The 23,027-nt window shown below is 40.7% G+C and carries 22 protein-coding genes and 2 tRNA genes; 3 read left to right on the top strand and 21 right to left on the bottom strand.

Annotation, left to right across the window (positions count from 1 at the left end):
- Positions 1-74: 74 nt before the first annotated feature.
- The 10 genes from deoC to ubiT form a co-directional block, all read right to left on the bottom strand.
- Complete coding sequence (gene deoC / locus F8B77_RS11710; protein ID WP_122036691.1) at positions 75-851, bottom strand: deoxyribose-phosphate aldolase; 777 nt, start codon at positions 849-851, stop codon at positions 75-77.
- A gap of 265 nt (positions 852-1,116) precedes the next feature.
- Positions 1,117-1,287, bottom strand: coding sequence for a XapX domain-containing protein (locus F8B77_RS11705; RefSeq protein ID WP_151655480.1), 171 nt, complete (start codon positions 1,285-1,287; stop codon positions 1,117-1,119).
- Positions 1,288-1,560: 273 nt separating this feature from the next.
- Positions 1,561-2,817: a NupC/NupG family nucleoside CNT transporter gene (locus F8B77_RS11700; RefSeq protein WP_151655479.1), complete on the bottom strand. Its 1,257-nt coding sequence runs from the start codon at positions 2,815-2,817 to the stop codon at positions 1,561-1,563.
- A 198-nt stretch (positions 2,818-3,015) separates the two neighbouring features.
- Positions 3,016-3,792, bottom strand: a complete 777-nt coding sequence (locus F8B77_RS11695) for a TatD family hydrolase (protein ID WP_151655478.1) — start codon at positions 3,790-3,792, stop codon at positions 3,016-3,018.
- Positions 3,792-3,905: a DUF5363 family protein gene (locus F8B77_RS11690; RefSeq protein WP_130044286.1), complete on the bottom strand. Its 114-nt coding sequence runs from the start codon at positions 3,903-3,905 to the stop codon at positions 3,792-3,794. Before F8B77_RS11690 ends, F8B77_RS11695 begins: the two co-directional genes overlap by 1 nt.
- Positions 3,906-4,007: 102 nt before the next feature.
- Entirely contained in the window at positions 4,008-5,588 is a 1,581-nt protein-coding gene (gene prfC, locus F8B77_RS11685; RefSeq protein ID WP_151655477.1) for a peptide chain release factor 3, read from the bottom strand.
- A gap of 117 nt (positions 5,589-5,705) precedes the next feature.
- On the bottom strand, positions 5,706-6,152 hold the full coding sequence (gene rimI / locus F8B77_RS11680) for a ribosomal protein S18-alanine N-acetyltransferase (protein ID WP_151655476.1): 447 nt from the start codon (positions 6,150-6,152) through the stop codon (positions 5,706-5,708).
- Positions 6,142-6,543: a DNA polymerase III subunit psi gene (locus tag F8B77_RS11675; RefSeq protein ID WP_151655475.1), complete on the bottom strand. Its 402-nt coding sequence runs from the start codon at positions 6,541-6,543 to the stop codon at positions 6,142-6,144. The genes rimI and F8B77_RS11675 overlap by 11 nt, the downstream gene beginning before the upstream one ends.
- A gap of 129 nt (positions 6,544-6,672) precedes the next feature.
- A complete protein-coding gene (locus F8B77_RS11670; RefSeq protein ID WP_130044290.1) occupies positions 6,673-7,176 on the bottom strand; it encodes a GNAT family N-acetyltransferase in 504 nt (167 codons plus the stop codon).
- Positions 7,166-7,684 carry a ubiquinone anaerobic biosynthesis accessory factor UbiT gene (gene ubiT / locus F8B77_RS11665; RefSeq protein ID WP_130044291.1) on the bottom strand — a complete coding sequence of 173 codons (519 nt, stop codon included), beginning with the start codon at positions 7,682-7,684 and terminating at the stop codon, positions 7,166-7,168. Before ubiT ends, F8B77_RS11670 begins: the two co-directional genes overlap by 11 nt.
- Before the next feature lie 216 nt (positions 7,685-7,900).
- Between ubiT and F8B77_RS11660 the strand changes: the two genes are divergently transcribed.
- The 3 genes from F8B77_RS11660 (at position 7,901) to F8B77_RS11650 (ending at position 12,035) form a co-directional block, all read left to right on the top strand.
- The gene (locus tag F8B77_RS11660) at positions 7,901-9,928 is read left to right on the top strand and encodes a putative bifunctional diguanylate cyclase/phosphodiesterase (RefSeq protein WP_151655474.1); all 2,028 of its coding nucleotides are present in this window, start codon (positions 7,901-7,903) and stop codon (positions 9,926-9,928) included.
- Positions 9,929-10,145: 217 nt separating this feature from the next.
- A complete protein-coding gene (ubiU, locus tag F8B77_RS11655) occupies positions 10,146-11,147 on the top strand; it encodes a ubiquinone anaerobic biosynthesis protein UbiU (RefSeq protein WP_151655473.1) in 1,002 nt (333 codons plus the stop codon).
- A 9-nt stretch (positions 11,148-11,156) separates the two neighbouring features.
- Positions 11,157-12,035, top strand: a complete 879-nt coding sequence (locus tag F8B77_RS11650) for a U32 family peptidase (protein WP_151655472.1) — start codon at positions 11,157-11,159, stop codon at positions 12,033-12,035.
- Between the two features lie 71 nt (positions 12,036-12,106).
- Here F8B77_RS11650 and nlpI read toward each other — a convergent pair whose 3' ends face one another.
- The 11 genes from nlpI to secG all read right to left on the bottom strand — a co-directional run bounded on the left by nlpI (position 12,107) and on the right by secG (position 22,975).
- Positions 12,107-13,075, bottom strand: coding sequence for a lipoprotein NlpI (gene nlpI, locus F8B77_RS11645; protein ID WP_151655471.1), 969 nt, complete (start codon positions 13,073-13,075; stop codon positions 12,107-12,109).
- Positions 13,076-13,185: 110 nt separating this feature from the next.
- Entirely contained in the window at positions 13,186-15,315 is a 2,130-nt protein-coding gene (gene pnp, locus F8B77_RS11640; protein WP_151655470.1) for a polyribonucleotide nucleotidyltransferase, read from the bottom strand.
- Positions 15,316-15,665: 350 nt separating this feature from the next.
- Positions 15,666-15,935, bottom strand: coding sequence for a 30S ribosomal protein S15 (gene rpsO, locus F8B77_RS11635; protein WP_130044297.1), 270 nt, complete (start codon positions 15,933-15,935; stop codon positions 15,666-15,668).
- Between the two features lie 163 nt (positions 15,936-16,098).
- Positions 16,099-17,055, bottom strand: coding sequence for a tRNA pseudouridine(55) synthase TruB (truB, locus tag F8B77_RS11630; RefSeq protein WP_130046864.1), 957 nt, complete (start codon positions 17,053-17,055; stop codon positions 16,099-16,101).
- Positions 17,055-17,462 carry a 30S ribosome-binding factor RbfA gene (rbfA, locus tag F8B77_RS11625; protein ID WP_151655469.1) on the bottom strand — a complete coding sequence of 136 codons (408 nt, stop codon included), beginning with the start codon at positions 17,460-17,462 and terminating at the stop codon, positions 17,055-17,057. The genes truB and rbfA overlap by 1 nt, the downstream gene beginning before the upstream one ends.
- 111 nt (positions 17,463-17,573) lie before the next feature.
- Positions 17,574-20,255: a translation initiation factor IF-2 gene (gene infB, locus F8B77_RS11620; protein ID WP_151655468.1), complete on the bottom strand. Its 2,682-nt coding sequence runs from the start codon at positions 20,253-20,255 to the stop codon at positions 17,574-17,576.
- 23 nt (positions 20,256-20,278) lie between these two features.
- On the bottom strand, positions 20,279-21,766 hold the full coding sequence (gene nusA / locus F8B77_RS11615; RefSeq protein WP_151655467.1) for a transcription termination factor NusA: 1,488 nt from the start codon (positions 21,764-21,766) through the stop codon (positions 20,279-20,281).
- 17 nt (positions 21,767-21,783) lie between these two features.
- On the bottom strand, positions 21,784-22,239 hold the full coding sequence (gene rimP / locus F8B77_RS11610; RefSeq protein ID WP_012549404.1) for a ribosome maturation factor RimP: 456 nt from the start codon (positions 22,237-22,239) through the stop codon (positions 21,784-21,786).
- A 163-nt stretch (positions 22,240-22,402) separates the two neighbouring features.
- Positions 22,403-22,479, bottom strand: a tRNA-Met gene (locus F8B77_RS11605).
- A gap of 69 nt (positions 22,480-22,548) precedes the next feature.
- Positions 22,549-22,633, bottom strand: a tRNA-Leu gene (locus F8B77_RS11600).
- 9 nt (positions 22,634-22,642) lie between these two features.
- Positions 22,643-22,975, bottom strand: a complete 333-nt coding sequence (secG, locus tag F8B77_RS11595) for a preprotein translocase subunit SecG (protein WP_130044302.1) — start codon at positions 22,973-22,975, stop codon at positions 22,643-22,645.
- Positions 22,976-23,027: the final 52 nt, after the last annotated feature.

Genomic DNA, 23,027 nt, shown 5'->3' with positions numbered 1-23,027 from the left:
GGTTGAGGTAGGTGAGACGGTAATGCCTCACCTGAGTCGATTTATTTTTTAGCTATAAATCAAGTAACGAGAAACTAGTAAGCTGATGGGTCAGCTGTTTCTTCAGTTACTTCTAATGTATTTAAAAGATTAGTCAGTAGGCTTGAAGCACCAAAACGGTAGTGCATGTTATCAGCCCAATCGCCACCTAAAATATCATCAGCCATTGCTAGGTATGCTTGTGCATCTTCAGCAGTACGAACGCCGCCAGCAGGCTTAAAGCCAACCGTTTTAGCTACGCCCATATCACGAATTACTTCTAGCATCATGCGTGCGTATTCAGGTGTTGCGTTAACTGGCACTTTACCTGTTGATGTTTTAATGAAGTTAGCGCCCGCTTCAATACAGATTTGAGACGCTTTTTTGATCAATGCTTCTTCTTTTAGCTCACCCGTTTCGATGATTACTTTAAGCAGAACATCACCACACGCTTCTTTACACTGTTTAACCAGTTCAAAACCAACCGTTTCATCACCTGCGATAAGCGCACGGTATGGGAATACCACATCAACTTCATCAGCACCGTAAGCAACAGCGGCTTTAGTTTCGGCAACAGCGATAGCAATATCGTCATTACCGTGTGGGAAGTTAGTTACTGTTGCAATGCGTACTTCTGGTGTGCCTTGCTCGCGCAGCGTTTTCTTAGCGATAGGTACGAAGCGAGGGTAAATACAAACAGCTGCTGTATTACCTACTGCTGTTTTCGCGTTCTTACATAATGCGATTACCGCTTCATCTGTATCGTTATCGTTAAGCGTCGTTAGATCCATTAATTTTAATGCACGTAGTGCCGCTGCTTTTAAATCGCTCATTGTTATCTCCAAAATAGAATAAATTCTTTGATAGTTTTGCTGTTCATATATTAAGTTCAACAGCAAATGAGCGGACTTGATTCCCTGAAGACTTGAGCGCATAACGCCCAATCAATATCCATTTTGCCGCCAGTACTTACTTCAATAGTATGAATGAGTACCGCTCTAACATCTCATCATGAGACGCCGTTGAAACATGATTCATTTTACCAATACTTCTCTAGTGTCACTAGTGAAACCATGTTTCCATATAAAGACACAGAGATTATGAAAAGAAACGTTCAATTATCCATTGATAACCGACTGCACCGGCGTAAACACCGACAATCCCCATCACTCCTGATAAAACAGGTGGTGCTGGAATAGGTAATTTAATTGCTGAAAAAACAACGCCAACAATCAAACCTGCCAATATAGACAATAGAACTTCATTCATAATTAACTCTCTAGATTCTCATTATGTGTATGCATTAAACATAGTTTATTTTTGATAATCTAGCTGTGTTTCTCTTTACTATGCCTCACATTATACCAAGTTAATTGACTGCTTATGTTTCTAACGAGTAACGCAATCGGTTTGCATCTCAAACTTTTTACCTAAAAAATGTGAAAACGAACCATTCAGGCATCACAATTTTTTCTTTTCTATAGATATAAAAAAACCCGCATTGAATGCGGGTTTTTAGGTATCTAACTTACTCTATAATGATTATAGAGATAGGAATAGGCCTGCGATTGTTGCAGACATTAAGTTTGATAATGTACCAGCAGCAACAGCTTTCATACCCATCTTAGCGATATCATGACGACGTTCAGGAGCAAGGCTACCTAAACCACCAAGTAGAATCGCTACAGAAGAAAGGTTAGCAAAACCACATAATGCGAATGAAATGATTGCTTTTGTTTTCTCAGAAAGAACTACTTCAGCGCCTTCAGCTAGGTACGGTGCAAAGTTTAGGTAAGCAACGAATTCGTTAACTACCAGTTTTTGACCAAGGAATGAACCTGCGATTGTCGCTTCTTCCCACGGCACACCGATAATGAATGCAACTGGAGCAAAGATGTAACCAAGAATAAGCTCTAGAGTAATGTCTGGCATACCGAACCAACCACCAACACCACCAAGGATACCGTTGATTAGAGCGATTAGACCGATGAATGCAAGAAGCATTGCACCTACGTTTAACGCAAGTTGCATACCTGTTGCTGCACCAGCAGCTGCTGCATCAATTACGTTTGCAGGTTTGTCTTCGCCTTCTTGTTCTAAAGCATCAAATTGATCAACCGGAGTTTCCGTTTCTGGTTTAAGAATTTTAGCAAATAGAAGACCACCAGGTGCCGCCATGAATGATGCTGCGATTAGGTATTCTAGAGGTACGCCCATAGAAGCATAACCAGCAAGTACACCACCAGCTACAGAAGCTAGACCACCACACATTACTGCAAACAATTCAGATTGAGTCATTTTTGGAATGAATGGACGAACTACTAAAGGTGCTTCTGTTTGACCAACGAAAATGTTCGCAGTAGCAGATAGAGATTCCGCACGAGAAGTGCCTAGTGCTTTTTGAAGTGCACCACCTAGGAAGTTAATCACGATTTGCATAATACCAAGGTAATAAAGTACCGCAGTTAATGATGCAAAGAATACGATTACAGGAAGAACACGCAGTGCGAAGATGAAACCGCCGCCGCCAAATAATTCAAACATTTTACCCGATACTAGGCCACCGAATAAGAATTCGATACCAGTGTTACCGTAGTTTATTACATTAGCAACCGCTTCAGATGCACCTAAAAGTACATCACGACCCACAGGTACATAAAGTATGAATGCACCTAAAAGAAATTGAATGGCAAAAGCGCCACCGACAGTACGTAGATTGATTGCTTTGCGGTTATCAGATAGAAGTACTGCAAAAGCAAGCAGTGCTACAATCCCAACCAAGCTCATTAACAGGCTCATAGTTAAAAGTTTCCCTAAAATTGATTGTTGGCGTGTTTCAAATTAGCGGGGCGATTATACTCACTGAAGCACTAATAAAGTAATGCTGCTGTCACACATTCGTCGTCCGTACATCATGCATTCACTCATAATTGTGACCTTTATCACTAATTGAAATCTAAATATTCATCAATTACACCTAAAGTAATGACAAATAACTCAAATCCCAAACAATGAGGTGGTATTTTTATAAACAGTTTCCGAAATCGTTTGCATTGACTCTTTTCTAATCAAAGCCAAGTGTTCGCACACTTTTTGTACTTTATCTGGCGTATTTTTTTGTCCTTGAAAGCCAAACAATGGCATGTCTGGTGCGTCGGTTTCTAATAAAATTGTATCTAAAGGCAATTGTGAAACCACCATTTTGGTCTTCTTAGCTCTTTCGTAACTGATCACGCCACCGACACCAATATAGAAACCTAATTCAATAAATTGATTCGCCTGCTGCAGGCTACCACTGAAACCATGAATAACCCCACCTCTCTCTGGCCTAATTTCTCTCAACAGCTTTACTACCATATCGTGGCTTTTACGACTGTGAATAATTAAAGGACGTTGATGCTTTTTTGCTAATAAACACTGCTGGCGAAAAACAGAGATTTGTATTTCCTTATCACTTTCTTGATGCCAAAAATCTAATCCACATTCACCAATCGCTACACACTTATTATTTTCTTCATCAAGCAACGCAGCTAAACTTTTTAACTCTTTTTTATAGTTTGATGTAATAAATAATGGGTGAATGCCTAATGCGTAATAAATACCATCAAACTGTTTGGATAAACCATTCACTTGATTCCAATTTGATTGATTCACACTAGGGACAATGAATGTTGTTACTCCTCTTTCTTTTGCCATTTCTAAATACAAGGTTTCGTTACCTTTAAAAGGAGCAAAGTCAAAATGACAGTGTGAATCAATGAATCGGAAAGCCATTACTCTTCTTCTTTTTTATAAGGGACACAACTGCGTTTATTTTCAGGCGTTAACCCTAGCGACTTACACCAATCATCGTATTTCTTAATCCATAACTTAATCAGTTTCAGCACCCTCGCCTTCCTTATCATTAATTACAGTCATTATCTCTATACTATAGATACAAAAACGGAGTCCGTTAAGACTCCGTTTCTATTTATTTGATTGCAACTAGATTAGTGCTCACGAGTCGCTCTGAATTGAACCTCAGGGAAACGCTCAGACGCTAAATTCAAATTAACCATCGTTGGAGCAATATACGTTAAGTTATTGCCACCGTCTAACGCTAGGTTACTTTGGTTTTTACGCTGGAAGTCATCCATGATTTTGCCATCAGTACATTCAACCCAACGAGCAGTTGCTACACTGATGCCTTCATAAATAGCTTCAACGTTATATTCAGATTTTAAACGAGATACGACCACATCAAACTGAAGTACACCAACCGCACCAACGATCAAATCATTGTTTTGAAGTGGACGGAATACTTGTACCGCGCCTTCTTCAGAAAGTTGAACAAGACCTTTAAGCAGTTGCTTTTGCTTTAGTGGATCTTTTAGGCGAATACGACGGAACAATTCAGGGGCAAAGTTTGGAATACCTGAGAATTTTAAGCTCTCACCTTGTGTAAACGTATCGCCGATTTGAATAGTACCGTGGTTGTGTAAACCAATGATATCACCCGCATACGCCGTCTCAGCACGAGAACGATCGCCCGCCATGAAAGTTACCGCATCAGAAATACTGACACTCTTACCTGTACGCACGTGATTCATTTTCATGCTTTGAGTATAAGTACCCGACACAATACGCATGAAAGCGATACGGTCACGGTGCTTAGGATCCATGTTTGCTTGGATCTTAAATACAAAGCCTGAGAACTTATCTTCTGTTGCTTCAACTGGACGTTCTACTGCTTCACGTGTTTGTGGTGCAGGAGCCCAATCAGTTAAGCCTTCTAGCATGTGATCAACACCAAAGTTACCTAATGCGGTACCAAAATATACTGGCGTTAATTCACCGGCAAGGAAAAGCTCAAGATCAAATTCAGGGCAAGCACCCATTACTAACTCTAGCTCTTCACGAACATTCGCAGCTAGCTCAGCACCAACAGCTACATCTAACTCTGGGTTATCTAAACCTTTAATAGTACGAACTTCTTGAATTTCATGACCATGACCTGATGCGTATAAGATCGTTTCATCGCGGTGGATGTGGTAAACACCTTTAAATTCTTTACCACAACCAATCGGCCATGAAATAGGTGCACAAGCCATTCCTAGCTCCCTTTCTACTTCATCAAGCACTTCCATTGGGTCACGTACTTCACGGTCTAATTTGTTCATAAACGTAACGATAGGTGTATCACGTAGGCGTGTTACTTCCATCAATTTACGAGTACGATCTTCGACACCTTTAGCGGCATCGATAACCATTAGACATGAATCTACTGCCGTTAGTGTACGGTAAGTATCTTCAGAGAAATCTTCGTGTCCAGGAGTATCAAGAAGGTTAACAAGACAACCATTAAATGGAAATTGCATTACCGACGTAGTTACCGAGATACCACGTTCTTTTTCCATTTCCATCCAGTCTGATTTTGCGTGCTGGTTTGAACCACGACCTTTTACCGTACCCGCTTTTTGAATCGCGTTTCCGAATAATAATACTTTTTCAGTAATGGTTGTTTTACCCGCATCCGGGTGAGAAATGATGGCAAACGTTCTGCGTTTACCCACTTCTTGTAAAAAAGACATAAGCGTTGATAATCCTGTAAGATTTCAGAAAGGATGTAATTAGGCGAGATTATACTCAAAGACGGCCATTATCTAAAGCACCGAATTAAAATAACCTCAGCATTAAATAAGAGGCATTTAAAAGAAAATATAACTCATGATAATAGCGTCTTCTTTACCAGTAGCTGTTGGGTAGTAATCATGACGTCGAGTGACTTCATTAAACCCTTCTGATTCATATAAAGAAATTGCTTTTACGTTACTTTCACGAACTTCAAGCCAAGCAGATTCAGCGCATTGTTCCATGCACATATCAATAAAAAACTCAGTCAATTTACGACCAAGCCCTTTTCTTTGATGCGCAGGATCAATAGCAATATTCAGCAAGGTAACTTCGCCTACCACGTTTTGAGCGTAGAAGTAGCCCACCACCTGATCATTTTCTAGCATCACTCGATGTTGCGCGCAGCGACTGTTCAGCTCCCGGATCATAGATTCTGCCCAAGGATGTGAATGTGCTGCGTTTTCGATTCTCCAAATATCATCTAAATGAGAATCAGAGATCGGTTGAATATTAATGGTCATAAGAACAAATTTGTCGCCATAAATCGCGTCGTGATTGAGTATTGGTATGCATTTCTGAAAGCAGTGGTGAGCTTAATGCTTTTACCCCTTCCAGCTCAGTAATAGGTACACCCGAAAACCAAGACCATGTTAGCTTGTGTTCAGCTAAATACTCTAACGCGCTAGAAGGAAGAAATAACGCCTGCTCTGGTGATAATTTCATGCTCGCAAGTACCTTTCCAAAAAGAAAAGCATCGCGCTCAGTAGGAACTGCAGGAGCCACAAAAAGTAACTGACAAGTTTCTGGTAACGATATGGTATTGGCTTCTAATATTGGAAAATATTCAGGTTGTCGGACTTGCCAAACTGAAATACTCATCTCATTTAAAAACTGTAACGCTTGCTGTGGCATATCACTTCACTTGTCAATCTAGGGAGAAGAATATTATCAATATTCCTCAACTGATGCCACTTGTTGTCGGAGGGATTAAAGCGATAAATAAAAATGCTCATTAATCATAATGAGCATTCTATTATTGGATTATAGCAAATCAAACTCTGGGCAATATTCAATTAAGCCCGCTTTCCCTTCTAGAAACTCAGGAGAGCACGCCTTAATCATAAATGCCTCTTCTGGCACTTCCCATTTACAATTCATATTATATGTTTTTGCAGATTCAAAACCGAAACGTTGATAATAAGCGGGATCACCTAATACCACTGAAACCGGGTAACCCAATTCAGCTAAGGTTTCTAATCCCTCTTTCACTAAGGTTTGAGCAATACCTTGCTTTTGGTATTCTTTTTTAACGCACAATGGCGCTAAACCTTGCCAATTAAAATCTTCCCCATCAAGTGTTACAGGGCTAAATAAGCAGTGTCCAATCACCTCTCCTTCATCAGAGCAAGCGACCAATGATAACGTTAAGTGACTGTTTTCACGTAAAGACATCACAAGCTTTGCTTCTGCTTCTGTTTCAAAGGTTTCACGAACTAATCGATCTATCGTTAAAATATCCGCTGGCGCTTCAGTTCTAATAAGCATTTATCGTCTCTTTTACTTCAGGTTCTTGTAAACCTTGTTGGACAAAATTAGCCAACGTCATCAATGCTTGGTTTAAAGGTTTTGGAAGTGAATCAAGATCAACACTGTCCATTAAGTTTTTCACTTCAAGCCCAAGCTCTGTATCCCCTTCAATTTTAAGGCGACGTTGGAAAAATAGAGTGTCAGGATCTTCTTTACGGCCTGCAATTAAAATCAAATCATTTAATTGGCCACTAAAGCTTACATCATCACTCTCTTCTTTGTTTGAGACTATCAGTTTTTCATCTTGATAACTGATAAACCAATGTAATTCGAGATCAAGAATGGAAACTTTTAACCATTTATCCTCTAAAAACTCAAAATCTCCATCGTCAAGCGCTTCATGAAATACTTGTTTCAAGCCTTCGAGCAATGCCTTCTGTTGAACTGAAACAGGAACTAACTTTGCAGGAACTTTTAAGATCGATGCCGCATTTTTTACTAGTTTTGAACGAATTTGATTAATCACGCTTAATTTCCATTACATTTAGTCGATAACTGTAAGCAAGTATAAATTGATTGTCCGATATCTAACCTGTTTCTTATCAAAAAAAGTACTTATTACAATTTAGGGTAGAAAATAGGGATTCATTCAATGTATATTTTATCGTTCGACTTATAAATACTAATAATTATTACTAATTCTGGAAGTTATTTGTCTTCTTTTACTAAAAGCGGTAACACTATGTCTCTTTCTCAAATACAACACTGGCTTCCTTTGCTTACAGATAATAGTCCATTTCTGTTTGCTATTTTGGACACAGATCATAACTACGTTACCGTTAATAATCGTTACTGTGAAATCAGTGGGTTAAGTAGGGAAGCGTTATTCGGTCGTTCTGACACCGATATCTTAGGTGCTCATTTCTATTCCTCGCTTAAAGCTTATTATGATAGAGCCTTAAGTGGTGAAAAAATTGAAGCTGAAATCACATTAGACGATCATCGTTTTGATACCAGTCTTCACTTTAGCTTATTCCCCATAGAGCAGGACGATAACACCTACATTGTCTTTCATGCTGTTGATACTTCAGAGCGACAACAACTACTTAATTCTTTAAAAGAAAGTGAAAGCAAATATCACAAGCTTACCGAACTGCTAAATGACTCCGTCTTGCTGATTGAAGGGGATATTATTGTTTCAGCAAATACCGCTTCCGCCAAAATGCTTGGGTTTAATAAAGCCTCTGAATTTGTAGGTGAAAGCATTGAGCAGTTATTAACCTCCGCAAACAAAACTCAGTCACTTTCCGAAACCATTATTGAATTGGCATCAGAGCAATCTCTCATTGTAAGAACTACCGTTAATTGTGGCACCCGAGCTGAACTGATATTAACCGTTGAAAAAACACATATCCTAGGTAGCCCCGCTCATTTAGTTATTTTAAAAGAGCACAAAAAACAAACCAAAAATGAAAATCAAATCGCGGTTTCTCAAGTCGACCTATTAACCGGGATCTATAATCGACATGGTTTCACTCATGTAATTGAAAAAGTGATTAAAGACGATATTCCTTTTTTCATGCTTTACCTAGACATCGATAACTTCAAAAATATAAATGACTCTTTAGGCCACCACATTGGCGATAGAGTGTTAAAAGAAATTTCCACCCGCTTACAAAAATTACTTCCCAAGCACGCTATTGTTGGTCATTTAGGTGGTGATGAATTTGGTATTCTTTTTCCAAAGCCTGAACATAATCAGATCCTTGACCAATTATCTGAAAAGATCATATCTCTTATTAACCAACCTTTTGATCTTGTTCACTTCTCTAAAAGACTCGCTTGTTCAATTGGTAGCGTTCAATACCCGACCGATGGCAGTGATGCGCGCAGCTTATTACAAAATGCTGACACCGCAATGTATGAAGCCAAAGATCGCGGTCGTAATCGTTTAATCAAATTCCATGACCAAATGAACAAAGAAGCGCGTATGCGTTTATGGCTAGAGATCGAGCTTCAAAAGGCACTGCAAAATAACGGCCTTGAGGTTTGGTATCAGCCAAAAGTCAGCGCTCGTGATTTTAGAATTAATGGTGCTGAAGCGCTTGTTCGTTGGAAGCATCCTGTTGAAGGTTATATCAGCCCTGCTCGTTTTATTCCTGTTGCTGAACGCTCTGGATTGATTGAAACACTTGGAAAAGTGGTTATGCGTGAGGTGTTCCAAACCGTTAAAGAGTGGTGTAATCAAGGTATTTTACCTGGCCGTATTGCGATTAATTTATCACCAGAGCAATTTGGTAATCCTCAATTAATTGAATACATGGAACGTTTGCTTAAAACCTCACAAGTTGACCCGAACTGCATCACTTTAGAACTAACAGAAAGTGCTGTAATGAGTGATGGTGAACACGCCATTCAAATGCTAGATGCGATTAAAAAACTTGGCTTTACCTTATCTATTGATGATTTTGGTACTGGTTACTCTTCTTTGGCTTACCTTGCGCGCTTCCCTCTTGATGAACTAAAAATTGACCGTGGCTTTATCAGTGAAATCGACACATTACCTAAGCAAATCACTATCATTGAAAATGTGATTAATTTAGGCAAAAACTTAAACATGGATATCGTGGCTGAAGGGGTTGAGACAAGACAACAAGCGATGCTGCTATCAAGTTTAAACTGTGACTCTATCCAAGGCTTCCACTTCCATAAACCTCAACCAAAACATGAGATTGAAGCGCTATTAGTACAAAATAAACGTTCTAGATAATCAAATACTAGATAACTTAATACCTAGGAAAACCCTGCCACTTCCTAGGTATTACAACCAATTATGAAAAATTAAATCAAAAAAAGTCACCTTTCAGACCATTCTATTTCAAAGCTGTATTTCAAGAACAAAAGAACCAAAAACCTGGCTTAAATCAAGTTTCAAAATTATCTTATCATTATCATAGAGCATCAGATTCTTGTAACTAGGTATTCTAATGGAACTCCTCTGCCCTGCCGGTAATTTACCAGCCCTGAAAACCGCAATCGATTGTGGTGCTGATGCGGTTTATATCGGTTTTAAAGACGATACTAACGCTCGCCATTTTGCAGGCTTAAACTTCACAGGTAAAAAACTTGAGAAAGCGGTGCAATACGTTCACGACAATAATAAGCATATTCATGTCGCTTTAAATACATTTGCTCACCCGGATGGATTTAGCCGTTGGACAAAAGCCGTTGATAACGCGGCAGCAATGGGGATCGATGCGCTTATTATCTCGGATATCGGGGTGCTAGAATACGCGGCAACCACTTATCCAGATTTAGAGCTACACTTATCCGTTCAAGCTTCGGCAACCAACGTTGCTGCGATTGATTTCTATAAGAAAAACTTCAACATTAAACGTGTAGTTTTGCCACGAGTTCTTTCAATCCATCAGGTAAAGCAACTATCACGTAACCTAACTTCTGATGTTGATTTAGAGGTGTTTGCGTTTGGTAGCTTATGTATCATGTCTGAAGGTCGTTGTTACCTATCCTCATACATGACAGGCGAATCACCAAATACGGTTGGTGCCTGCTCTCCAGCAAAATACGTTCGCTGGCAAGAAACTGCAAAGGGCTTAGAATCACGCCTTAATAACATCCTTATCGATCGTTATGGTGAAGGTGAGAATGCAGGTTACCCTACCCTTTGTAAGGGTCGTTTTGACGTAGAAGGTAAAACCTTCCATGCGCTTGAGGAGCCGACAAGTTTAAATACTTTATCTCTTGTTCCTGAGCTTTTTGCTGCCAATGTCGCTTCAGTTAAAATTGAAGGTCGTCAGCGTAGCCCTGCTTATGTAGAACAAGTGACACAAACTTGGCGTGCAGCCATTGATCGCTATAAAGCAAACCCTGAAGGCTATTCAGTTGAACCTAAGTGGGATGCAACATTAGCTAATGTATCAGAGGGGACTCAAACAACCCTTGGTGCATATCACAAGAAGTGGCAATAGGAGAACATTATGAAATACGCACTAGGTCCACTTCTGTACTTTTGGTCAAAAGAAAATATTGAAGACTTTTACCAAAAATCGATCAGCAGTGAAGCTGATATTATTTATTTAGGCGAAAGTGTTTGCTCAAAGCGCCGAGAAATGAAACCTAAAGATTGGTTTGCGATCGCTAAAGAGATTTCAGGTTCTGGCAAGCAGGTCGTTTTATCAACCATGGCACTGTTAGAAGCACCAAGTGAAGTCAATGTAATGAAAAAGTACATTGATAACGGTGACTTCATTATTGAAGCTAACGATGTTTCTGCAATTCAATTAGCCTCAGATAGCAAGGTTCCGTTTGTGGTTGGTCCTGCCGTTAACTGTTATAACGCACAAACATTAAATTTATTTTTAAAACAAGGCATGACTCGTTGGTGTATGCCGGTTGAATTATCACGCGAATGGCTACAAAACGTATTAATTCAATGTGATGAATTGAGCATTCGCGATAAGTTTGAAACTGAAGTATTCAGTTACGGTTACTTACCACTGGCTTATTCAGCTCGCTGCTTTACCGCAAGAGCTGAAAACAAACCAAAAGATGAGTGTGAGACTTGTTGTATCAAGTACCCAAATGGCATCACTGTAAATAGCCAAGAAGGGCAAGAGGTCTTTACTTTAAATGGTATTCAAACCCAATCAGGCTACTGCTATAACCTTATTAATGATTTACCAAGTATGGAAAAATTAGTTGATGTGGTGCGATTAAGTCCGTTAAGCGTAGAAACCTTTAGTGAAGTATCTAAATTTAAAGCGAATGAAGCAGGTGTTGAGAAGTTTGCGCTAAAAGATGCTCGTCAATGCAACGGTTATTGGCACAATATCGCAGGGCTAGATATCCAAATCTAGTATAAGCCTTAATGATACAAAAAAGCCCTTCGCTTAGAACTAAGGGCTTTTTATAAACACTAAATACAGCGTTATTCCGCTAACGCTTCTTCTTTTAATACTTCTTTTTCTGTACTTTCAGCAACAGGATCTTCTTTCGATTCTAATGCTTGCTGTTCTTTTATCTTCTGCTCTTGTAACTCGCGTAATGATTGATAGATTTTACCAAGCTCAACAAAAGAGTAGCGATGTTCCACATATTCATACACATTGCCTGCTATTGCTAATTTATACAGAGCAATCGCATTAGAGTAATCACCTTCATGTTGATAACGCTTAGCTAAGTAAAAATACCCTTCCGTTAGTTTTTCTGCCAACGCAACGTTATTACGAGTGGTAGTCAGGATCTTTTTAAAGAACTCATCTTCTGCTGTCTCTTTTAAAATAAGTCCTGCAAGATCCCATCCAAAATCTTCATCCGCTCTTTGTTGATATTGTTTTTGGAAAGTTTCTGTTGCTACTTTCGCATCCACTTCCAATCCAATCCAATATAACCAAATGGCACGATATGGGTCTTTTGGTGCATCGTTATAATGTTTTGTGGCAATTTTATAAGCTTGATCGTAACGCTCGCCATAATAAAGGGCGATGGCTAGATTGCGCTCAGCAAATTGATTCAATGGATCTAGCTCTAATGCAGAGTCTAATGCTTCATAAGCACCATCAAAGTCAGTATTTTGCGTGTAATACACACCCAAAATATTAAAAACATCACTTTGATCTGGTTTTAAATTAAGAGATTGGGTGAAGTCTACACGAGCTAAATCACGTAGACCTAAACTGTCATTAATTAAACCACGTTCATAAAACATTTTAGAACGAGTAATATCATCAACATCTGGTCGTAGTAATAATTGATCTAAACGAGACAATTGAATCTCTTGCTGGATGCTTGGTTGCAAAGGAACCGCCATTGGTGGATAACCCCAACCAGAGGAGTTTGATGCACACCCTGATAATACTAATACTGCGCCTACTAACGCAACTCGAATCCAATTCACTCATTTTCTCCTATGATAAGCCAATTTCTTTTAACGATACTTAAAAGAAAAGGGAGCACTTCTGCTCCCTTTATAACACGCTTTAAATCAAAAGACTGTAATCAATAAGATTATTCTGCGTCTTTTGCTTCAGCAGCAGGTGCTGGGTTTAGCTCAGCATTTGCTTCTTTAATACTTAGACGAATACGGCCTTGACGGTCGATTTCTAGTACTTTAGTTTTCACTTCTTGACCAACTTGTAGGTGATCAGCTACTTTCTCGATGCGCTCTTCAGCGATTTGAGAAATGTGTACTAGACCTTCTTTAGGACCAAGAACCGTTACGAACGCACCGAAATCTACGATACGCATAACTTTACCTGTGTAGATCTTACCCACTTCAACTTCAGCAGTAATTTCTTCGATACGACGGATAGCTTCTTTAGCAGCAGTACCTTCAGTCGCAGCGATTTTGATAGTACCGTCGTCTTCGATTTCGATAGTTGTACCTGTCTCTTCACAAAGAGCACGGATAACTGCACCACCTTTACCGATAACATCTTTGATCTTATCAGAGCTGATTTTCATTGTGTGGATACGTGGAGCGAACTCAGAGATATCTTCACGAGCACCAGAGATTGCTTCATCCATAACAGCAAGGATGTGCTTACGCGCACCTTGTGCTTGGTTTAGAGCGATCTGCATGATCTCTTTAGTGATACCTTCGATTTTGATGTCCATTTGAAGAGCAGTAATACCTTCGTTAGTACCCGCTACTTTAAAGTCCATGTCACCTAGGTGATCTTCGTCGCCAAGGATGTCAGAAAGAACAACGAAATCGTCGCCTTCTTTAACAAGACCCATTGCGATACCCGCAACAGATGCTTTAATTGGAACACCAGCATCCATAAGTGCTAGAGAAGTACCACATACAGAAGCCATTGAAGATGAACCGTTAGATTCGGTGATTTCCGATACTACACGTACTGTGTATGGGAATTCTTCAACAGAAGGCATAACCGCTTGGATACCACGCTTAGCTAGTTTACCGTGACCAATTTCACGACGCTTAGGTGAACCAACAAAACCAGTCTCACCTACACAGTATGGAGGGAAGTTGTAGTGTAGAAGGAAGTGATCTTTCTTCTCACCCATTAGGCTATCGATGATTTGCGCATCACGTTGTGTGCCAAGCGTTGCAGTAACAAGTGCTTGAGTTTCACCACGAGTGAATAGAGAAGAACCGTGTGTACGTGGAAGAACACCAGTACGTACGTCTAGCGCACGAACCATGTCTTTTTCACGACCATCGATACGTGGGTGACCAGCAATGATGCGGCTACGTACAACTTTTTTCTCTAGAGAACCAAGCATGCCACGGATTTCACGCTCGTCTAGTTCTTCGTTTTGAGCTAGAAGTGCTTCAACAGCTTCGTTTTTAATTACGCCAACTTGCTCGTAACGCGCCATTTTTTCAGTGATTTGGTACGCTTCAGAAAGACGAGTTTCTGCAAGCTCAGCAACTTGTGCTTTAAGCTCAGTGTTTACTTCTGGAGCCGTCCAATCCCAAGCAGGAGTAGCAACTTCAGCAGCAAACTCGTTGATAGCTTTGATTACGACTTGCTGTTGTTCGTGACCAAACACAACAGCAGAAAGCATTTCTTCTTCAGATAGGTTGTCAGCTTCTGACTCAACCATTAATACTGCGCCTTCTGTACCAGACACAACTAGGTCTAGTTTAGAGTTTTCAAGCTCAGTGTTTGATGGGTTAAGAACTAGCTCACCATTAATGTGACCAACACGTGCAGCACCGATAGGACCATTGAATGGTACACCAGCAATAGAAAGCGCTGCAGACGTTGCGATCATAGTGATCATGTCTGGGTTTACGTCAGGGTTGATAGAAACAACCGTCGCGATAACCTGAACTTCGTTTTTAAACGCACTTGGGAAAAGTGGACGAATTGGACGGTCGATTAGACGTGCCGTTAGTGTTTCGCCTTCAGAAGGACGACCTTCACGCTTGAAGAAACCACCAGGGATTTTACCAGCAGCGTATGTACGCTCTTGGTAGTTCACTGTTAGTGGGAAGAAATCTTGACCTGGTACTGCGTCTTTCTTAGCAACAACAGAAACGAATACTGATGTATCGTCCATACTTGCCATTACAGCTGCAGTTGCTTGACGTGCCATTACGCCCGTCTCTAGAGTTACAGTATGGTTACCGTACTGAAATGATTTTACGACTGGATTCGCGAACATTATTTTTCCTTTATTCTTAACTGCTGGATCATTACTGACCTGAATTAAGAAAATTTAAGTGTTAACTCAATCTATTACCAATCGCGACTAGTACAAATTTACTGACGAAAAGATAACTTGTAATAGTCGCGACCTAGTGGCCGACTTCGGTGACTGTAATAGTTGAATAAAATGATAACGTTAAAAACGCACACTGCGATTTCAACGGCCATAGTATACCCCAATTGAGGCAATATGCGAGGTTCAGAAATGAAAAAGGAGAGTTATACCAAGCGACATAATATTGCAGGTATAAAAAAAGGAGCGATAAACGCTCCTTTTCGTCAAACTGTCTTTACAGACATCGCAAATTAGCGACGTAGGCCTAGACGTTTGATTAGATCTTGGTAACGAGCAAGGTTTTTGCCTTTCAGGTAATCAAGAAGCTTACGACGGCTAGAAACCATACGTAATAGACCACGACGGCTGTGGTGATCGTGCTTGTGATTAGCAAAGTGACCTTGTAGGTGGTTGATAGAAGCAGTAAGTAGTGCTACTTGTACTTCTGGTGAACCTGTATCGTTTTCACATTGTGCGTATTCTGCAACGATTGCTGCTTTAGTTTCTGCATTCAGAGACATAATTCTCTCCTGATAAGAGTTGTTTAATATTTGTAGTAGCCAATCTCTGATTCAGCCACTACGCGAAGGCCGAATTATACGGATGAACAATAATAAAGCAATAAAAAAAGAGCAAAAACCACAAGGCTTTTGCTCTTTTTTGAATTATGCAATTTACGTAGGCTTACTTATCTTCTTCGACTTCGTCTCTAAAAACAACCAAACGCTTAGGTGCAACACGACCATCATCATCGATATGACCAACGCCGATAAATAAACGTTCTTCACCCGATGTCATGCGAACGATACCCTCTTGAGGAGCACCAAACACTTGAACCGGTTGACCATGAAGAACATGATCAGCCAATTCTGGGATCATATTAACTTCAGGCAAATCTTGAACCGCTGAGTCCATAGGCATAAGCAATGGATCAAGCAATTCACGTGGCGCACGATCTTCACGGTGTGCTTGCTCAAGCAGTGCTTCTAAGTGCTCAATCGTTACCATATTTTCATATGGGTAGTTTGATACACCTGTACGACGTAAATAAGTTACGTGCGCACCACAACCAAGCATTTCACCAAGATCATCGGTAATAGTACGGATGTAAGTTCCTTTTGAACAGTGAACTTCCATCTCAACTTCTTGACCTTCAAATCGGATCAATTCAATTGAGTAAACCGTGATCTTGCGTGATTCACGTGGTACCTCAATGCCTTCACGTGCGTATTCATACAAAGGGCGACCTTGGTATTTTAATGCCGAGAACATTGATGGAATTTGATCTGTTGTACCACGAAATTTTGCAATACAGCGCTCAAGTTGGCCACGGTCGACTTTCACTTCACGAGTTTGAACGACTTCACCATCGGAATCCGAGGTATTAGTACGTTCACCAAGTTTAGCGACAACACGGTAACGCTTATCAGAATCTAAAAGAAACTGAGAAAACTTAGTTGCTTCACCAAAACATAATGGAAGCATACCTGTTGCTAGTGGATCAAGTGCGCCTGTATGGCCTGCTTTTTCAGCAAAGTAAATACGCTTTACTTTTTGCAGCGTATCGTTCGATGTAATTCCAGTTGGTTTATCAATTAAGATAACGCCATTAACTGGACGACCCTTACGACGGCGAGCCATTACTCTTCACCTTCATCTGATTCAGAACGACCAGATTCAGCCATTTTACGTTTGTCTTGATTCATAACATCCGTAACTAAGTTCGACATACGCATACCTTCAACAAGTGTATTGTCATAAGTAAAACGAACTTCAGGAGTTAGGCGGTGACGGATACGCTTGCCAAGTAACATACGCACTGGAACTTCATGCTCTTTCAATGCTGCTAGACAAGATTCAGGAGTTTGGTCGCCTACACAGAAAAAAGTAACAAATACTTTTGCGTAAGCAAGGTCACGAGACACTTCAACATCTGAAATCGTCACCATACCGATGCGTGAATCACGAACTTCACGTTGTAGAATTAAAGCTAATTCTTTTTGTAATTGTTGCGACACACGTTGTGTGCGGCTAAATTCTTTTGACATATCATTTCTCTCTTAGAAAGATGGGGGGCGTGGTAATTACCAGCCCCCCATGGTGTATTCAACAACCGATTATTACGTAACGCTACTGATAACGTTAGTAATTATAGTCAATTAGTCAAGAGTACGTTTAATCTCAACAATTTCGAATACTTCGATTTGGTCGCCAGCACGAACATCGTTGTAGTTCTTAACGCCGATACCACACTCGTAACCATTTTTAACTTCAGCAACGTCATCTTTGAAACGACGTAGTGACTCTAGCTCACCTTCGTAAATAACAACGTTTTCACGTAGTACACGAATTGGGTTGCTACGTTTAATTGTACCTTCAGTAACCATACAACCAGCGATAGCGCCAAGTTTTGGAGACTTAAATACTTCACGTACTTGTGCAAGACCAATGATTTCTTGACGGAATTCAGGAGCAAGCATACCGCCCATCGCCTGTTTAACTTCGTCAATCAATTGGTAGATAATTGAGTAGTAACGTAAATCTAGGTTTTCGTTCTGTACAGTATTACGCGCAGTTGCGTCAGCACGAACGTTAAAACCAAGAATGATAGCGTTAGAAGCTGCTGCAAGAGTTGCATCAGTTTCAGTAATACCACCAACACCAGAACCGACGATGTTAACTTTAACTTCGTCAGTAGACAGTTTAAGTAGTGAATCAGCGATTGCTTCAACAGAACCTTGTACGTCAGCTTTAAGTACTACGTTAAGCTCAGCAACTTCACCTGCTTCCATGTTTGCAAACATGTTTTCAAGCTTAGCTTTTTGTTGACGTGCTAGTTTAACATCACGGAATTTACCTTGACGGTAGTTTGCAACTTCACGTGCTTTACGCTCATCACGAACTACTGTAGCTTCGTCACCTGATGCAGGTACACCAGAAAGACCAAGGATCTCAACTGGGATTGAAGGACCCGCAGTTTCAATGTCTTTACCGTTTTCATCGCGCATTGCACGAACACGGCCATACTCTTGACCACAAAGAACGATATCGCCTTTGTTTAAAGTACCAGACTGAACAAGAACAGTAGCAACAGGGCCACGGCCTTTGTCTAGACGAGATTCAACAACAACACCTGATGCCATACCATCTTTAATTGCAGTTAATTCAAGTACTTCAGACTGAAGAAGGATAGCCTCTAGAAGACCTTCGATGTTCGTACCTTGCTTAGCAGAGATATGAACAAACATGTTCTCGCCGCCCCACTCCTCAGGAATAACGTCATATTGAGCAAGCTCATTTTTAACGTTATCTGGGTTAGCGCCTTCTTTATCGATCTTGTTTACAGCAACAATCAGAGGGACACCAGCCGCTTTTGCGTGTTGGATAGCTTCGATTGTTTGTGGCATAACACCATCATCTGCAGCAACAACAAGAACAACGATATCTGTCGCTTGAGCACCACGAGCACGCATAGCGGTAAACGCAGCATGTCCAGGAGTATCAAGGAAAGTGATCATACCGTTGTCAGTTTCAACATGATATGCACCGATGTGCTGTGTAATACCACCCGCTTCTGCATCAGCAACGTGTGCACGACGGATATAATCCAGTGTAGAAGTTTTACCGTGGTCAACGTGACCCATGATAGTAACAACTGGAGCACGAGATACGGCTTCTGCTGTGTTATCACGATCTGACAGTACTGCTTCTTCTAATTCGTTTTCTTTACGAAGAACCACTTTATGACCCATTTCTTCAGCAACTAATGCTGCTGTTTCTTGGTCGATAACTTGGTTGATAGTCGCCATAGCGCCCATCTTCATCATAACTTTGATGACTTCTGTTGCTTTAACAGACATTTTGCTTGCTAGTTCAGAAACAACGATTGTTTCACCGATAGCAACCACTTGCTTAGCAACGGTTGCTGTCTTATCAAAGCCGTGTTGCATCGAAGTTGGTTTGCTTACTTGAGGCTTTTTGTTGCGACCGCCACGTTGGTTACGACCACCTCGAGGAGCAGCTGCTTCAGCAGGTTTTGCTTTTTTCTTACGACGACGAGGTTGTTGCTCATCTTTACGGTCAGCAGCATCTTCCGCTTCACGAGCGTGAGATGACGTTGTCACGTGGTAATCTGCAGTTTTTTCAGCTGCTGATTTTTTCTGCTCTTCTTCTTTCCAACGAGCTTCATTTTCTTCAGCAAGTTTACGAGCATCTTCAACCAGTTTTGCAGCTTCTGCTTCTGCTTTACGAGTCGCTTCTTGTTCTTGACGAAGTTTTAGTTCATCAGCTTCTTTTTTCGCTTGATCGTTTTTAGTAGTCATTTCTTTTTTAGCCTTTTCGGTCTCAGCCTGCTTCGCTTTTTGTTCAGCGTCACGTTTTGCTTTAACCTTTGCTTCAGCATCACGCTTAGCTTTTTCTTCCGCTTCACGTTGTGCTTTCTGTTCAACTTCGCGAATTGCAGCATCCTCTGCATCACGTTTTGTTTGCTCTTCAGCTTCTGCTTTCAGCTGCTCAGTTTTCTTCTCTTCTTCAAGCGTGCTTGCTTTTACATAAGTACGTTTTTTACGGACTTCTACTTGCACATCTTTACTTTTACCGCCAGACCCAGCAACACTTAATGTGCTGCGAGTCTTACGTTGAAGAGTTAGACGGGTTGGTGAAGCACTTTCATCAGCACTACCATGCTCTTTCTTTAGGTGAACTAACAATGATTGTTTTTCACCTTCAGAAACAGAATCGCCATCTTTTTTATTAATACCAGCATCTGAAAATTGCTGAAGTAAGCGGTCAACTGGAGTTCCAATTTCATCACTAAGTGCTTTTACCGTAAGCTTTGTCATACCGCTTCTCCTTGCTGAAATAATTATGCTTCGTCGCTAAACCAACAAATGTTACGTGCTGCCATGATTAACTCGCCAGCACGAGCTTCCGTTAGTTCTTCAATATCAGACAGTTCATCAACACCTTGGTCTGCAAGGTCTTCTAGTGTAATTACACCTTTAGCTGCAAGCTTAAACGCTAATTCACGTTCTAGACCTTCAAGTGCAAGTAGGTCTTCTGCTGGCTCAATACCATCAAGAGATTCTTCTTGCGCCAATGCCAGTGTTGTTAACGCTTCTTTAGCGCGAGTACGAAGAAGATCAACGGTTTCCTCGTTTAAAGCTTCAACTTCTAATAGTTCGTTTACAGGTACGTAAGCGATCTCTTCAAGTGTTGTGAAGCCTTCTTCAACTAATAGTTGAGCAAAATCTTCATCAATATCTAAATGCTTAACAAATGCATCAATAGAGCCTTTAGCTTCTTCTTGGTGCTTTTTATTAAGATCTGCAACTGTCATTACGTTAAGTTCCCAACCTGTCAGTTGAGACGCTAGACGCACGTTTTGACCACTACGGCCAATTGCTTGTGCTAGGTTATCAGCTTCAACAGCGATATCCATAGTGTTGTTATCTTCATCAACAATAATAGAAGCAACTTCTGCTGGAGCCATTGCATTGATAACGAATTGTGCAGGGTTATCATCCCAAAGCACGATATCAATACGCTCACCACCTAAATCGTTCGATACAGCTTGAACTCGAGCACCACGCATACCAACACACGCACCTACTGGGTCAATACGTTTGTCGTTAGTTTTCACTGCGATTTTAGCACGAGAGCCTGGATCACGAGCAGCCGCTTTTAGTTCAATCAGTTCTTCACCGATTTCTGGCACTTCTACGCGGAATAATTCAGTTAGCATAATGCCTTTTGAGCGAGTCATGAATAACTGGAAGCCACGAGCTTCTGGTTTAACTGCGTATAGCAGACCACGAACACGGTCACCTGGACGGAAGTTTTCACGAGGAAGTTGATCTTCACGTAAAATTACCGCTTCAGCGTTATTACCAAGATCAACGATGATAGCATCACGATTTACTTTTTTAACGATACCAGTGATTAACTCACCTTCGTTATCAATAAATTGTTCAACAATCATTGCACGTTCTGCTTCACGTACTTTTTGTACGATAACTTGTTTTGCAGTTTGAGTCGTAATACGGTCAAACGTTACTGAATCGATATCATCTTCAACGTAACCACCGATTTCGATAGTTTCATCTTCAAACTGCGCAGCTTCAATAGAAATTTCAAGCGTTGGATGCTCAACTTTCTCTACTGCAACCCAACGACGGAATGTTTCGAAGTCGCCTGTTTTGCGATCGATCGCAACACGTACTTCAATTTCCATTTCAGATTTTTTCTTTGTTGCTGTTGCTAGCGCAATTTCTAATGCTTCAAAAATTCGCTCACGAGGAACAGCTTTTTCATTTGATACTGCTTCTACAACAGCTAAGATTTCTTTGTTCATTTTAGCCTCTTCAAGCCTTAAAATTTAGGAACTAAGTTCGCCTTTGAAATGTTGCTTAACGCAAATTCTTCATTGTTACCATCAACTGTAACCGTAACAATTTCACCGTTAATATCTAGGATGTCACCTTTCCACTTACGACGGTTATTCATCGGCATCTTTAATACAAGGCTGACCTCGTGACCAACAAATTGTTGATAATGTGCTGCTTTAAACAGTGGACGTTCAAGACCTGGAGACGAAACCTCTAGGTTATATGCTACTGTAATTGGATCTTCTACATCCATTACTGCACTGATTTGACGACTGGCTTCTGCACAGTCCTCCACAAAGATGCCATTTTCATGATCGATAAACACACGTAGCGTTGAATGTTCACCCGCACGAATAAATTCTAAACCGACCAATTCATAACCTAAAGCACCAACAGGAGCCTCAAGCATTTCTGTTAGTTGTCTTTCTAATCCTGTCATTGATATCCCCTGAAAACAAAAAAAGGGCTCTAGGCCCAATTCTTAAAAAACAGTCTGTTTCAGATAGCAAAAAACCCCGATAATTGCGGGGTTTAGTACTGCTGGACCCTGAATGCCACTTGCGTGACTTATCTAATAAGAGCAATTACTTTCATTAGATAATTGGTTGCGGGAGCCGGATTTGAACCGACGACCTTCGGGTTATGAGCCCGACGAGCTACCAAGCTGCTCCATCCCGCGTCCGAAAAGAACAAAGAAAGTATAGTTTCTTTATGCTTTTATTACAAGAATCAGATTCTTGTCTGAATATGGTGCCGAGAGAGGGACTTGAACCCTCACACCATAAGGCACTAGCACCTCATGCTAGCGTGTCTACCAATTTCACCATCTCGGCTAAATTCTTTTAAAGAGGTACGTCGCTGTTTTCAGTCGCAGGAACGTCACTCGTATTATCAATTACTTGCTCTGTAGCTTGTTGATCTAATTTAAGATCAAAACCTTCAGATTTGTGCGTAGACATATTGCCTAGCGCTAAACTGATAATGAAAAATACTGTTGCACAAATTGCAGTCATTCGGGTTAAAAAGTTTCCAGAGCCACCAGAGCCAAATACTGTATTTGATGCTCCAGCCCCAAATGAAGCTCCCATATCTGCGCCTTTACCGTGTTGTACCAATACTAGGCCAATTACACCGACTGCGGCAATCAGATAAATCACAAGTAGAATCGTATGCATTCCGTCACCCATGTATCTAATTAATGTACCGGTAGCCTATTGGCAACACCAG

It is taken from the genome of Aliivibrio finisterrensis, assembly GCF_008933155.1.
Lineage (GTDB): Bacteria > Pseudomonadota > Gammaproteobacteria > Enterobacterales > Vibrionaceae > Aliivibrio > Aliivibrio finisterrensis.
Note: the sequence above shows the minus strand (reverse complement) of the source record. Positions and strands in the feature narration are given on the sequence as shown.